Consider the following 13658-nt stretch of genomic DNA (forward strand, 5'->3'; position numbering starts at 1 on the left):
CGAGGGCGGCGTCGGCCGCGGGCACGTCGGGCTCGCACTCGATCAGGGCGTGCGCGGACGCGTCGTAGGGCCGGCCCACCGCGGCACGGGCACCCGGCCAGTTGTGGTGGAAGGTCAGCGCGGCGCCGTGGTCGATCAGCTGCAGGCCGCCGTGCCAGAACAGCATGTTGGGATTGCGCCACGAGCGGTCGACGTTGCCGACGAGCGCGTCGAACCACAGCACGCGTCCGGCCAGGCCGGGGTCGACGCCGTCGGCGCCGGCCTCGAAGTCCAGCGCCCCGGGCAGGTAGTCCAGGCCGAGGTTGCGCCCGGCCGAGCGCTGCAGCAGCTCCTGCACCTCGACGTCCGGCTCCCCCACCGCGAGCTCGGGTGCCACGTCCACCGTCACCAGCCTCGGCACCGGCAGGTCCAGGGCACGGGCGAGCTCGCCGCACACCACCTCGGCGACGAGCACCTTCACGCCCTGGCCCGCGGCCCGCCACTTCACGACGTAGGTGCCGAGGTCGTCGGCCTCCATGAGCCCCGGCAGCGAGCCCCCTTCGCGCAGCGGGGTGACGTAGCGGGTGGCGATGACGGCGGTCAGCACAGTGCCGGTCAACCTAGCCCGTGCGGGCAGACTGAGCTCGTGGCCGACACCGTGTCCGAGCGCTGATGGGGTTCCTGAGGGCGGCGGATCCGGGCCGGCTCGTCGATGCCCGACTCACCTACGGAGCGGTCGGCGCGGCCCGGTCGGGGCAGGCGCCGCCCGGCTACCGGAGTGCGCACCGGTCGGCGGTCGTGGGCTCGGGACGGGCGGCGTTCGAGCGGGCCGCCGCCGCGGTCCTCGACTGGCGGGCGCAGCGGGGCGCGGGTCTCCGGGTGCGCGCCACCGGTCCGGCGTCCGAGCCGGGCACCGTCGTCGTCCTCACCGCGGGGCTCCCCCGGTTCGGGTACGACATCCCCTGCCGGGTCGTGTGGGCGCGGACCGACGGCGACGAGCGTGGCTTCGCCTACGGCACGCTGCCGGGTCATCCGGAGAGCGGCGAGGAGTGCTTCCTCGTACGGCTCGAGCCCGGCGGCGACGTCGTCTACGAGATCCGGGTGTTCTTCCGGCTGGCGTCGCCCGCTGCCCGGCTCGCCGGCCCGCTGAGCCTGGTGCTGCAGCGCCTGGCCACCGACCGCTACGTCTCCGCGATCCGCCGTGCCGCCCGGGGCTAGACGTCCCGCCGCTCCAGCAGGACGGCGCTGAGCAGCCACATGCCCACCGCCCACGCACCGGCCACCGCCAGCCCGATCGTCCATCGGTCGATGCCGGCGAGGAAGGCGTCCTCGCCGACGCGGAGCGCGGGCAGCAGCTCGCTGATCCGCTCGGGAATCCGCCGCCCGTCCGCGGCGAGCAACGGGGGCGCGACCAGAACCAGCGCCAGCGCGATGCCGACGCCCCCGGCGGTCGACCGGACCGCCGCACCCAGCGCCACCGCGAGCACGACGACCAGCGTCGCCCCGGCCACCTGGACCGCCAGCGGGCGCAGCACCAGCGGAGCGGTGACGTCGATGCCGCCCGGCACGACCGTCTGCATCCGCGCCGCGACGAGGCAGCCCGCGGCGAGCACCGCGGTGAGGACGGCGGCGAGCACCGCGACCACGGTGGTCTTGGCGACCAGCAGCCGCGCGCGCCGCGGCACGCCGGTGAAGGAGACGGTCGCCGTCCCGGAGGTGAACTCGGTGGCCCCGACCAGCACACCGAGGACGACGAGCACGAGCTGGCCGAAGCCGAACCCCGTCAGCGCGGCCGCGACGGCGAAGTCGGCGCGCGGCGCGGAGTCGGTGACCGCGGCGGCCAGCCAGCCCAGCGCGAGGACGACGACCACGTAGACGGCCACGCACCACCAGGTCGACCGCAGGGTGCGCAGCTTCGTCCACTCGCTGCGCAGCACGGCCGCGAACGGCACCACCCGGCTCACCGGACCGCCGCCCGGTACTCGACCTCGTCGCCGGTCAGCGCCAGGTAGGCCGCCTCCAGCGACGCGGTCACCGTCGTCAGCTCGTGCAGGCGGACGTCGCTGACGTAGGCCACGTCACCCACCTCGGCGACGTCGAGCCCCTCGACCCGCAGCGCACCGTCGATCTCCAGCTCCACGCGCCCACCGGCCCGACGCAGGGCGGCGGCCAGCAGCGGTCCCTGCGGGCTGCGCACCCGGACGGCGGAGTGCCGGCCGAGCAGCTCGGCCATGGCGACGTCGGCCAGCAGCCGGCCGCGGCCGACGACGACGAGGTGGTCGGCGGTGTCCTCCATCTCGCTCATCAGGTGGCTGGAGACCAGCACCGTCCGGCCCTCGTCGGCGAGGTCGCGCAGCAGCTCCCGCATCCAGCGGATGCCCTCCGGGTCGAGGCCGTTGACCGGCTCGTCGAGCAGGAGGACGTCGGGGTCGCCCAGGAGTGCGGCGGCGATCCCGAGCCGCTGGGCCATGCCGAGGGAGAAGCCGCGCACGCGCTCGTCGGCGACCGCCTCCAGGCCGACCAGACCGACGACCTCGTCCACCCGGGCCCTCGGCAGGGCGTTGCTCTGCGCCAGGGCGAGCAGGTGGGCGTACGCGGTGCGGCCCGGGTGCCGGGCGCGCGGGTCGATCAGGGCGCCCACCCGGCGCATCGGCGCGGCGAGCTGCCGGTAGTGCCGCCCGAGCACGGTCGCCGTCCCGGCGGTGGGGCGGGTCAGCCCGAGGATGCACCGCATCGTCGTGGTCTTGCCCGAGCCGTTGGGGCCCAGGAAGCCGGTGACGCGGCCGGGTTCGACGGTGACGGTGAGGTCGTCGACGGCGAGGCGGCCGCGGTAGGCCTTCGTCAGCCCGTCGAGCTCGATCACAGCGGTCAGCATGGCCAAGCGACCGGGAGGTGGGCGAGAGGCGCGCCTGTCGCCCGGCGGGTCGGACAGTTTGCCGATGCAACCGTCTCGGGTAGCGCCCACGCATCCCCCGGTTCCGCCTCGACAGGAGTCCTCATGCCCCCCGCGCGCCAGCCCGACCAGTCGGCCCCGAAGACCGTGAGCCCGACGGGGGTCGGGTACGACGGCCCGAAGAACGGGCGTGATCCGCGGGCACAGGCCGGCGACAAGCTGACCACTCCGAACGGCGTACGGATCGACGACACCGACCACTCGCTCAAGGCGGGTCCGCGCGGCCCCGTCCTCCTCGAGGACTTCCACCTGCGCGAGAAGATCATGCACTTCGACCACGAGCGCATCCCGGAGCGCGTGGTCCACGCCCGCGGCGCCGGTGCGCACGGGGTCTTCACCGCCAACGGGAAGGCCGCGAAGGTCACGCGGGCCGCCGTCCTCGCGGAGAAGGGCCTCCAGACCCCGGTCTTCGTGCGGTTCTCCACCGTGCTGGGCTCACGCGGCTCGGCCGACACGGTCCGCGACACCCGCGGGTTCGCGACGAAGTTCTACACGAAGGAGGGCACCTGGGACCTCGTCGGCAACAACATCCCGGTCTTCTTCATCCAGGACGCGATCAAGTTCCCCGACATCATCCACGCGGGCAAGCCGCACCCCGACCGCGAGATCCCGCAGGCCCAGTCGGCGCACGACACGTTCTGGGACTTCGTCACCCTCCACACCGAGGCGACCCACCACACGATCTGGAACATGAGCGACCGGGGCATCCCCCGCAGCTACCGGACGATGGAGGGTTTCGGCGTCCACACCTTCCGACTGGTGGACGCCGACCGGAACACCGTCCTGGTGAAGTTCCACTGGAAGCCGCGCCTCGGTGTGCACTCCCTCACCTGGGAGGAGGCGCAGATCGCGGCGGGCGTCGACCCCGACTTCCACCGGCGGGACCTCTACGACGCCATCGAGAACGGCGCCTTCCCCGAGTGGGATCTCGGCATCCAGGTCTTCCCGGACACCCCGGAGGAGACCTTCGAGGGCATCGACCTCCTCGACCCCACCAAGATCGTCCCGGAGGAGCTCGCCCCGGTGCAGATCATCGGGACCCTGGTGCTCGACGGGAACCCGACGAACTTCTTCGCCGAGACCGAGCAGGTCGCCTTCCACACCGGACACCTGGTGCCCGGCATCGAGGGCACCAACGACCCACTGCTGCAGGGCCGGAACTTCTCCTACCTCGACACCCAGCTGACCCGCCTCGCGGGACCCAACTTCACCCAGATCCCGATCAACCGGCCGCACGCGCCGGTGAACGACAACACCCGCGACGGCTTCCACCAGCAGGCCATCCACGAGGGCCGGGCGCCGTACACCCCGAACAGCGTCGACGACGGCGCCCCGTTCCCGTCGGACTGGGCCGAGGGCGGCTACGTGTCGGTGCCGCGACACGTCGAGGGAGAGGTCGGCCGCTCCGCGCCCGCGTCGTTCGACGACCACTACTCCCAGCCGGCCATGTTCTACGCGAGCCTGACCAGCGTCGAGCAGCAGCACATCATCGACGCCTACACCTTCGAGCTCGGCAAGTGCTACGAGCAGGGCATCAAGGAGCGGGCGCTGACCGTCCTGGCCCGGCTGGACGAGAACCTGTGCACGCAGGTGGCACTGGGCCTCGGCCTGCCGGTGCCCCCGCCCGAGCCCGTCGAGCGCCGGGCCGAGTCACCGGCCCTGCGCCAGATCAGGCCCACGCCCTTCCCCATCGCCGGACGCATCGTCGGCGTCGTCGCCGGACCGGGCGCGGACCTCGCCGGCATCGCCGCGCTGCGCACCGCACTGGAGGCACAGGGCGCGCTGCTGCGGGTCATCGCCCCGCACGGCGGCCAACTGGTCAAGGGCAAGAACGTGGAGATCGTCGAGCGGACCTTCGCCACGGGACGGTCGATCGAGTTCGACGCCCTCGTCGTCGCCGACGGCGCACCGAAGGACGGCGACTTCCGCGCGCTGGTGATGCTGCAGGAGACCTACCGGCACCTGAAGGCCGTCGGCGCATGGGGGGACGGCGTCGAGGTGCTGCGCACCGCCGGGATCGACCCCGAGGCGCCCGGCGTGCTCACCGGGAAGAAGGCGAGCGCCAAGCTCGCGGCGGCGACGGTGGCGGCGCTCGGTCTGCACCGGGCGTGGGACCGCACCCCGCTGGTGAACGCGTCGCTGGTGCCGCCCACGACCTGAGCGATACCGCACGAGGGGCCGGGCCCGGCGTCGCGGACCCGGCCCCGGCGGTTCAGCGACCGGGCGGCGGCGGTTGCCCGCCGTGCCCCGGCGGCGGGGGTGCGTAGTGACCGGGCGCAGCCGGTGGCGGCGTGTAGGTGGGCGCGGGAGGGAGCGGCGCGTACTGCACGTGCGCCGGCGGGCCGTACTGCCCCTGCCACTGTGCCGACGGCGCGGCCTGGGCGCCCGGCACCGCACCGGCGACGTCGTCGACGAAGGGGATCTTGACGATGTACTGCTGGTAGAGCTTGACCCCGTCCTCCACGGACAGGTGGCCGAAGTGCATGAGGCCGGCGAGGCCCTCCAACTCGGTGTTCGCCGCCTCGGCGCTGCTCAACCGGGCGACGTCGTCCTGCGCCTTGCCCAGGTTCGTCAGCACCGCGGCGCCGACCGAGACCAGCAGGGCGAGCAGGCAGAGGGTCCGCCAGACGTAGCTGTCGCTGACCAGCCCGAAGGTGTTCTGGACGGACTCGGCGAAGGGCTCGCCGCCGAAGGCCGGACCGGCCGTGAAGAGCGCGGCCAGCGAACTGAGCACGACGGTGATCGTCGCCCGGCGGCGGGTGCGCGGCCGGTGCTCGCGGAGGAACGCCTGGACCGAGGCCCGGCGCGCGTCGATGCGCCACAGCAGGTCGCGTCGGAGGTCGCTGTCATCGGCCATGAGCCGTCTCCCGCCTCGGGTTCCGCGCTGGAGTGAGCGTAGCGAGGACGGCGATGAACCGGACCGGTCCGCGGCGCGCTCCGGTACCCTCGGAGCGCGGCGAACCCCACGCCACACCCTCTGACCGGTTGCCCACGCCACCGGCCGTGCGAGGGCAGAGGGGATCAGGTCCTCGGGGTGCTCCTGGCCGGCAGAGACGTCTTCTTCGGTGCGGCGGGGTCCGGTGACGCGTGGGGTCGGGGGCCCGCAGCCGCCGAAGGAGTTCCCGTGACCAGCCAGAAGCACCTGAAGGCGGCCGTCCGCGCCCGGATGGCCCGCACCGGCGAGCGGTACACCACAGCCCGGAGGCACGTCGCCGGCCACACCGCTCCGCCGCCCCTGCCGGGGGTCGTCCCCGGCTACCGGACCTTCGGCGGTGGCCGGCACCACGACAGCGCGCTCCTCGCGCACGTCCTGGAGGCCACCGGGGTCACCGCAGCGCACGACGGTCGTCCCCTGACCGAACCGATGGTCGCGGGCCTCGCCGGCGGCATCGGCTTCATGTACTTCTCGTTCTCCTACGCCGGCCACGTGCCGACGATGACGATCGTGCCGCGCATCCACCCGCGCCCCTTCCTCGCCGGCGCACTGGAGCGGGCCGGGATCCGGCACCGGGCGGCGGAGACCACGAGTGCGGCGAAGGCCGGCCGGGAGCTGGACGCCGTCCTCGACGCCGGGCGCCCGGCGATCTGCACCGTCGTCCGGTCCGCCCTCGGGTACGGGGACCGCCTCGACCCGTTCTCGGCCGCCGACCCCTACGACGTCGCCGTCGTCGGACGTCGGGACGAGCACCTCCTGCTCGACGACGGGCGTCTGGAGCCGAACCCGGTGCCGCCCGAGCTGCTCGCGGCAGCGCGCGCCGCCTCCCGGGCGAGCCGGCACCGCATGCTGGTGGTCGAACCCGGCGGTGCTCCGGTGGAGCTGGCCGGCGCCGTCCGCGCGTCCCTGGCGGTCACCCTCCACGACCTCACCGAGGACGTGACGGCGAAGAACTTCGCCGGCAACTTCGGCCTCCGCGGGCTGGCGAAGTGGGCCGACGCGGTGGCCGACCGGGGGCGGAAGACCGGCTGGTCGCGCCTGTTCGACAGCGCCGGCGCGCACGCGTCGTCGATGCACCGCCTCTACGACTGCCTGACGACGGAGTACTCCTCCCCCGGCGCCATGCGCCCGCTGTACGCGGACTTCCTGGCCGAGGCGGCCGACCTCCTCGAGGACGGCGACGCCGCCCGCGACGCCGGCGACCGCTACGCGCAGGCCGGGGAGTTGTGGGCGGCGATCGCCGAGGCCGCCGTGGCCGGTCCGATGGCGCCCTACCGGGATCTGGTCGAGCGCCGGCTGGAGCTGCTGCTCGGCGGTGGCCTCGCCGTCTCCACCGAGCTCGCCGCGGTCGCGGAGGAGACGCGGGCGTTCCTGGCCGCCGTCGAGATCGACGAGGCCGACCGCGTCGCCCAGCTGGACGCGATCGCCGAGCTCGCGTCCCGCGTCGTGCCGCTGGAACGGGAGGCGAGCGAGGCGCTGGCCGAGGCGGCCGTCGGTCCACGAACGGCGCGCGCCTGAGCACCCTCGGGCCGGCGCCGAGCCTCCGGTTCGGCGTCAGGCCGGGGCGCCGCTGGGGCCGAAGCGCTCGACCCGGACGTCGGCGGGCGGGAAGCCCAGGTCGATGAGGATGCGGCTGGCCGACTCGGCGAAGGAGGCCGAGCCGCAGACGAAGGCGGTCTGCCCCGGCTCCCAGAGGGGCACGAGCTCGCCCGCGGTCATCCGGCCGGCCGGCCGGATGCCGTTGGCCTCCCGGGTGAGCACGATCAGCGCCCCGGCCTCCCGCAGCTCGTCGGCGTAGGGCAGCTCGGCCATCGTCCGGCTGGAGACGGCGATGCGCAGCAGGCCCTCGCGGCCCAGCGCCTTCGCGTGCCGGAGCATCGCGATGAAGGGGACGACGCCGTACCCGCCGGCCACGAGCAGCGCGGGCGTCTCGCCGTCCCAGACGAACCAGCCGCCGATGGGCCCGCGCACCTCCAGCTCGTCGCCGGGCTCGACGACGTCCGCGAGGAAGGTCGACACCTCGCCGTCGTCCAGCCGCTCGACGAACAGCTCGACCAGCGGGTCGCCGGGGGCCGAGGCCACCGAGTAGGACCGCTGGGCCGTGTAGCCGTCCTCCGCCGTCAGCCGGACGACGTAGTGCTGCCCGGGCAGGTGGTCGATGCGGTCGTGCACGTCGAGGCGCAGTTCCACCGAGCGGGGGATCGGTCTGCGCACACCCGAGACGTCCGCCGTCCGCCAGCCGCCGGCGGGTGCGTCGACGACACCGGCACCCAGGACCTCGGGGTCCGGTGGCTCAGTCACCCTGGTACCGCTGCTGCCGCCAGGGGTCCCCGAGGTCGTGGTAGCCGTTCTGCTCCCAGAAGCCGGGCTGGTCGCGCGCCAGCAGGGTCAGCCTGCTCACCCACTTGGCGCTCTTCCAGAAGTAGAGGTGCGGGACGAGCAGCCGCACGGGACCGCCGTGCTCGATCGGCAGCGGCTTGCCGTCGAACTCCCAGACGACCCAGGCCTTGCCGCCGGTCACGTGCTCCAGGGGCAGGTTCGTCGTGTAGCCGGTCTTGGACGTCGCCATGACGAAGTGCGCCTCCGCCGTGGGACGGGCGGCCTCGAGGAGGGTGTCCACGCTGACCCCGGCGAACTGCGTGTCGAACTTCGACCAGGTGGTCACGCAGTGGATGTCGCCGCGGTACTCCGATCGTGGCAGCCGGTGCGCCTCGTCCCACGTCCACGTGGTGGGCGTCTCGACCCGCCCGTCCACGGTGATGCTCCACGTCTCGGGGGCGATCCGCGGGGTGGGCTCGGCGGTCAGCACGGGCCATCCGGAGCCGACGTCGTACTGCCCGGGAGGCAGACGGGGGTCCCGCTCGCTGCGGCGGCCGAGGAACCCTCGGGTGGGTCGGGTCACGGAACTCGGTCCTCTCTCGCGGTCGCGGCGAGCGCTCCCTGCGGCCGGCGGGCCGGCACCGACGCCGGCCACCGGCGGGCACGGATGGCCGCACGGTCGAGGACCGCGTCGGCGGGGGGTGGGGGTCGCAAGGGGGCGATGCTCCTCGCGCGGAGGGCGGGCCGTCAATCGCCTGACGCGCCGGTGAGCGGCGGCGCCACCGGCGGTGAGGGCACCCTTACATGAGCTGAGTCACCCCGCGTTTACCTCGCCGCAACCCGCACAGGGATCTAGCTTTGTGCCTGTGGTGACGGTGACGGATCAGGCTCAGCGCAGGACTCCGAAGGAAGCGAAGACCAGCTCGGTCTTCAAGAAGGTCGTCATGGCCGTCAGCGGCATCGTCATGCTGCTGTACCTGGTCGCCCACGTCGTCGGCAACCTCAAGGTCTTCGCGGGCCGCGAGTCGTTCAACAGCTACTCGGAGTGGATCCGGACCGTCGGCGAACCTGCCGTCCCCCACCAGACCGTGCTCACGATCGTCCGCATCGTCCTGCTGGTGGCCGTCATCGCCCACTTCTGGGCGGCCGTCTCGCTGTGGCGCCAGGCCAAGCGGGCCCGGCCCCAGGCCTACGTCACCAAGAAGTCCGTCGCCCAGAGCTACGCGTCGCGGACGATGCGCTGGGGCGGCGTGATCGTGCTGCTGTTCATCGTCTGGCACATCCTCGACCTGACCGTCGGGGCGGTGAACCCCGACGGCGGCGACACCACGCCCTACGACCGGCTGGTGGCCAGCTTCTCGAACCCCTTCATCACCGCGTTCTACGTGCTGGCCCTGATCCTGCTCGGCATGCACCTCCGGCACGGGATCTGGAGCGCCACGCAGACGCTCGGTCAGAGCAACCGGCGCCGGGAGCGGACGGTCAACGCGTTCGCCCTGGTCTTCTCCACGGTGCTGATCGCCGGCTTCCTGATCGTGCCCTTCAGCGTCCTCTTCGGGCTCGTGGACTAAGGAGCTCCTTCCGATGCCTCTCGAACTCTTCACCACCGGCGAGCCCATCGCCGACACCAAGGCCCCCACGGACGTCGAGATCGGCGAGCGCTGGAGCACGCGGCGCTTCCGCGGGCGCCTGGTCAACCCGGCCAACCGCCGCAAGATGACGATCATCGTCGTCGGCACGGGTCTGGCGGGCGGCTCGGCGGCCGCGACGCTCGGCGAGGCCGGCTACCGGGTCAAGTCGTTCTGGTACCAGGACAGCCCGCGCCGCGCGCACAGCGTCGCCGCGCAGGGCGGCATCAACGCCGCCAAGAACTACCGCAACGACGGCGACTCGGTGCACCGGCTCTTCTACGACACGATCAAGGGCGGCGACTTCCGCTCGCGCGAGAACAACGTGCACCGTCTCGCCGAGGTCAGCGTCAACATCATCGACCAGTGCGTCGCCCAGGGCGTGCCGTTCGCCCGCGAGTACGGCGGCCTGCTCGACAACCGCTCCTTCGGTGGCACCCAGGTCTCCCGCACCTTCTACGCCCGCGGCCAGACGGGCCAGCAGCTGCTCTACGGCGCCTACCAGGCGCTGGAGCGGCAGATCGCGGCCGGCAACGTCGAGCAGCACGCCCGGACCGAGATGCTGGACCTCATCGTGGTCGACGGACGGGCCCGCGGCATCGTCGCGCGGGACCTGGTCACCGGCGAGATCAGCACCCACTTCGCCGACGCCGTCGTCCTCGCCACCGGCGGGTACGGCAACGTCTTCTACCTGTCCACCAACGCCATGGGCTCCAACGCGACGGCGATCTGGCGGGCGCACAAGCGGGGGGCCTACATGGCCAACCCCTGCTACACCCAGATCCACCCGACCTGCATCCCGGTCAAGGGCGACTACCAGTCCAAGCTCACGCTGATGAGTGAGTCGCTGCGCAACGACGGCCGCGTGTGGGTGCCCAAGGAGCGCGGCGACACCCGCGACCCGCGGGAGATCCCCGAGGACGAGCGCGACTACTACCTCGAGCGGATCTACCCCTCGTTCGGCAACCTGGTCCCCCGCGACATCGCCTCGCGGGCGGCCAAGAACGTCTGCGACGAGGGCCGTGGGGTCGGCCCCGGCGGGCTCGGCGTCTACCTGGACTTCGCCGAGGCCATCGAACGGCTGGGCCGACCCGCGGTGGAGGCCAAGTACGGCAACCTCTTCGACATGTACGCCCAGATCACGGGCGAGGACCCGTACTCGGTGCCGATGCGCATCTACCCCGCCGTGCACTACACGATGGGCGGCCTGTGGGTGGACTACGACCTCCAGTCGACGATCCCCGGCATGTTCGTGATCGGCGAGGCCAACTTCTCCGACCACGGCGCCAACCGGCTGGGTGCCAGCGCGCTGATGCAGGGGCTGGCCGACGGCTACTTCGTCCTGCCGGCCACGATCACCGAGTACCTGGCCGACGCCCCGTTCGAGAAGATCACCGACGAGCACCCGGCCGCCGTCGAGGCGCTGCAGGGCGTCCAGTCGCAGGTGCAGCGGATGCTCAACATCAACGGCACCCGCACACCCGCCTCCTTCCACCGCGAGCTCGGCAAGCTGATGTGGGACCTCTGCGGCATGGAGCGGTCCGAGGAGAGCCTGCGCAAGGCGCTGGACCGGATCCCGGAGATCCGCCAGGAGTTCTGGACCAACCTCAAGGTCACCGGCGACTGGCACTCGTTCAACCAGACGCTGGAGCACGCCGGCCGGGTCGCCGACTTCATCGAGCTCGCCGAGCTCATGTGCGTCGACGCCCTGCACCGCAACGAGAGCTGCGGCGGGCACTTCCGCGCCGAGAGCCAGACCCCCGAGGGCGAGGCGCTGCGCGACGACGAGAACTTCGCCTACGTGGCGGCCTGGGAGTGGACGCCGGAGAACGAGCCCCCCGTGCTGCACAAGGAAGCCCTCGAGTACGAGTACGTCCACCTCGCCCAGCGGAGCTACAAGTGACCATCACCGAGGGCGGCCCCCACTCGTCCGTCGACGGCAAGACCCAGAAGCGCGGCATGAACCTCACCCTGCGCATCTGGCGTCAGAAGGACCCGACGGTCAAGGGGAAGATGGTGACCTACAAGGTCACCGACATCTCCCCGGACATGTCGTTCCTGGAGATGCTGGACGTCCTCAACGAGCAGCTGATCCTGCAGGGCGACGACCCGGTCGCCTTCGACCACGACTGCCGCGAGGGCATCTGCGGCATGTGCGGCCTGATGATCAACGGCGAGGCGCACGGCCCGCAGCAGACGACGACGTGCCAGCTGCACATGCGGTCGTTCAAGGACGGCGACAAGATCGACATCGAGCCGTGGCGGGCCAGCCCGTTCCCGGTGATCAAGGACCTCGCCGTCGACCGACGCGCGTTCGACCGGATCATCCAGGCCGGCGGCTACATCTCCGTCCCGACGGGGACGGCGCCCGAGGCGCACTCCACGCCGGTACCGAAGAAGGACTCCGACGCCGCGTTCGACGCCGCGACGTGCATCGGCTGCGGCGCCTGCGTCGCGGCCTGCCCGAACGCGTCATCGATGCTGTTCACCGCCGCGAAGGTCACTCACCTCGGCCTGCTCCCCCAGGGGCAGCCGGAGCGCAACGACCGGGTGGTCAACATGGTGGCGCAGCAGGACCGGGAGGGCTTCGGCGGCTGCACCAACATCGGCGAGTGCTCGCACGCGTGCCCGAAGGGCATCTCCATGGAGACGATCTCGCGGCTCAACCACGACCTGCTGGGCGCCCTCCGCGCCGGGGCGCGGCCCAAGAGCTGAAGGAGGACCCGGCCTCCTCACCGCTGGCACGCTGGGGGCGAGCCTCGGACAGGGGCCGGGGTGGCGCACGGTCGGTTTGATATGCAAACCTGAGGCCGTGCAGCCGTTTCCGCTCGAGGAACTCCCGGGTCGCCCGTGCCCCATCGCGGCCTCCCTGGAACTGGTCGGCGAGCGCTGGGCCCTGCTCGTGGTCCGCGAGGTCTCGCTCGGCAACCACCGGTTCAGCGAGATCGCGAAGGGCACCGGAGCCCCGCGTGACCGACTGTCCGCGCGGCTGACCGCCCTCGTCGCGGCCGGGGTCCTCGAGAAGCGGCAGTACAGCACCGCTCCCCCGCGCTCCGGCTACCACCTGACAGCGGCCGGCCGCGGTCTGCTGCCGGTGCTCCAGGCGCTGCTCCAGTGGGGCAACCGCTGGGTGACCGACGAGCCTCCCGTCGTCCTGCACCACTCCGCCGGCCACGACGGCGACCACGAGGTGCACGGCGAGTGGACCTGCCGCACCTGCGGGGAGCCGGTGAACTCCTCCCGCGTCGAGCGGGTGCTCACCGCGGCCGGGCGCGCGCTCTCCGGACTGCCCGCCCAGGAGGACGACAGTGACCGCTGAGCCCGCGGCCGCCCCCGAGAGCTGGGGCGAGGCCAGCTCCAGGACGGTCAGCTGGCACGACCCGCTGATCACCGCCGCAGGCGCGATGGAGCGCTCGGGCCTGGAGACGATGGAGGCGATCCGGGACGGCGTCCTGCCACCCCCGCCCATCGCGATGCTCATGCAGTTCGACATCCGGGGGCTCGAGGAGGGCCGGGTGGAGTTCGGCTGCACCCTCGACGAGTCGGTCTACAACCCGATCGGCGTCGTCCACGGCGGGCTGGTGTGCACCCTGCTGGACACCGTCGCGGGCTGCGCCGTCCACACGACGCTGCCCCAGGGCTTCGCGTACACGTCGATCGAGCTGAAGGTGAACTACCTCCGGGCGGTGCACGCCGGCAGCGGACCGCTGACGGCGATCGGACGCGTGGTGAAGCCGGGCCGCCGGGTGGCCTTCGCCGAGGGCGAGGTGCTGGACGCGAAGGGGCGGAGCGTGGCGACGGCGTCGAGCTCGCTGCTGGTCTTCCCGATCCCCGCCGCCTGAGG

The 13658-nt window shown here is 72.6% G+C and carries 14 protein-coding genes; 8 read left to right on the forward strand and 6 right to left on the reverse strand.

Going from position 1 to position 13658, the window contains the following annotated elements; genetic code table 11:
- The coding region (locus tag E4P40_RS12870) for a HipA family kinase (protein ID WP_135158982.1) at window positions 1–586 on the reverse strand (586 nt) is incomplete at its 3' end.
- A gap of 65 nt (window positions 587–651) precedes the next feature.
- On the opposite strand from E4P40_RS12870, the gene E4P40_RS12875 reads away from it, so the two are divergent.
- The gene (locus E4P40_RS12875; RefSeq protein ID WP_135158983.1) at window positions 652–1197 is read left to right on the forward strand and encodes a DUF1990 domain-containing protein; all 546 of its coding nucleotides are present in this window, start codon (window positions 652–654) and stop codon (window positions 1195–1197) included.
- Here the strand turns inward: E4P40_RS12875 and E4P40_RS12880 are convergent.
- On the reverse strand, window positions 1194–1943 hold the full coding sequence (locus E4P40_RS12880; protein WP_135158984.1) for an ABC transporter permease: 750 nt from the start codon (window positions 1941–1943) through the stop codon (window positions 1194–1196). The genes E4P40_RS12875 and E4P40_RS12880 overlap by 4 nt on opposite strands.
- Entirely contained in the window at window positions 1940–2842 is a 903-nt protein-coding gene (locus tag E4P40_RS12885) for an ATP-binding cassette domain-containing protein (protein WP_135158985.1), read from the reverse strand. Before E4P40_RS12885 ends, E4P40_RS12880 begins: the two co-directional genes overlap by 4 nt.
- Before the next feature lie 135 nt (window positions 2843–2977).
- On the opposite strand from E4P40_RS12885, the gene E4P40_RS12890 reads away from it, so the two are divergent.
- Complete coding sequence (locus tag E4P40_RS12890) at window positions 2978–5092, forward strand: catalase (protein WP_135158986.1); 2115 nt, start codon at window positions 2978–2980, stop codon at window positions 5090–5092.
- A 52-nt stretch (window positions 5093–5144) separates the two neighbouring features.
- On the opposite strand, the gene E4P40_RS12895 is transcribed toward E4P40_RS12890, so the two are convergent.
- On the reverse strand, window positions 5145–5789 hold the full coding sequence (locus E4P40_RS12895) for a hypothetical protein (RefSeq protein ID WP_135158987.1): 645 nt from the start codon (window positions 5787–5789) through the stop codon (window positions 5145–5147).
- Window positions 5790–6056: 267 nt separating this feature from the next.
- Between E4P40_RS12895 and E4P40_RS12900 the strand changes: the two genes are divergently transcribed.
- Window positions 6057–7385, forward strand: coding sequence for a BtrH N-terminal domain-containing protein (locus E4P40_RS12900; RefSeq protein ID WP_135158988.1), 1329 nt, complete (start codon window positions 6057–6059; stop codon window positions 7383–7385).
- Between the two features lie 36 nt (window positions 7386–7421).
- On the opposite strand, the gene E4P40_RS12905 is transcribed toward E4P40_RS12900, so the two are convergent.
- Together E4P40_RS12905 and E4P40_RS12910 are read right to left on the reverse strand one after the other, a co-directional pair.
- Window positions 7422–8168: an FAD-binding oxidoreductase gene (locus E4P40_RS12905; protein WP_245160306.1), complete on the reverse strand. Its 747-nt coding sequence runs from the start codon at window positions 8166–8168 to the stop codon at window positions 7422–7424.
- Complete coding sequence (locus E4P40_RS12910) at window positions 8161–8769, reverse strand: sulfite oxidase-like oxidoreductase (protein WP_135158989.1); 609 nt, start codon at window positions 8767–8769, stop codon at window positions 8161–8163. Before E4P40_RS12910 ends, E4P40_RS12905 begins: the two co-directional genes overlap by 8 nt.
- A 286-nt stretch (window positions 8770–9055) precedes the next feature.
- Here E4P40_RS12910 and E4P40_RS12915 point away from each other — a divergent pair, with 286 nt between their 5' ends.
- The 5 genes from E4P40_RS12915 (at window position 9056) to E4P40_RS12935 (ending at window position 13656) form a co-directional block, all read left to right on the forward strand.
- Entirely contained in the window at window positions 9056–9757 is a 702-nt protein-coding gene (locus tag E4P40_RS12915) for a succinate dehydrogenase cytochrome b subunit (protein WP_245160307.1), read from the forward strand.
- A gap of 13 nt (window positions 9758–9770) precedes the next feature.
- The gene (locus E4P40_RS12920; protein ID WP_135158991.1) at window positions 9771–11717 is read left to right on the forward strand and encodes a fumarate reductase/succinate dehydrogenase flavoprotein subunit; all 1947 of its coding nucleotides are present in this window, start codon (window positions 9771–9773) and stop codon (window positions 11715–11717) included.
- Complete coding sequence (locus tag E4P40_RS12925) at window positions 11714–12529, forward strand: succinate dehydrogenase/fumarate reductase iron-sulfur subunit (protein ID WP_245160308.1); 816 nt, start codon at window positions 11714–11716, stop codon at window positions 12527–12529. The genes E4P40_RS12920 and E4P40_RS12925 overlap by 4 nt, the downstream gene beginning before the upstream one ends.
- A gap of 97 nt (window positions 12530–12626) precedes the next feature.
- On the forward strand, window positions 12627–13133 hold the full coding sequence (locus tag E4P40_RS12930; protein WP_135158992.1) for a helix-turn-helix domain-containing protein: 507 nt from the start codon (window positions 12627–12629) through the stop codon (window positions 13131–13133).
- Window positions 13123–13656, forward strand: coding sequence for a PaaI family thioesterase (locus E4P40_RS12935; RefSeq protein WP_245160309.1), 534 nt, complete (start codon window positions 13123–13125; stop codon window positions 13654–13656). The genes E4P40_RS12930 and E4P40_RS12935 overlap by 11 nt, the downstream gene beginning before the upstream one ends.
- The last annotated feature ends 2 nt before the right edge of the window (window positions 13657–13658 follow it).

Source organism: Blastococcus sp. CT_GayMR20, from assembly GCF_004570345.1.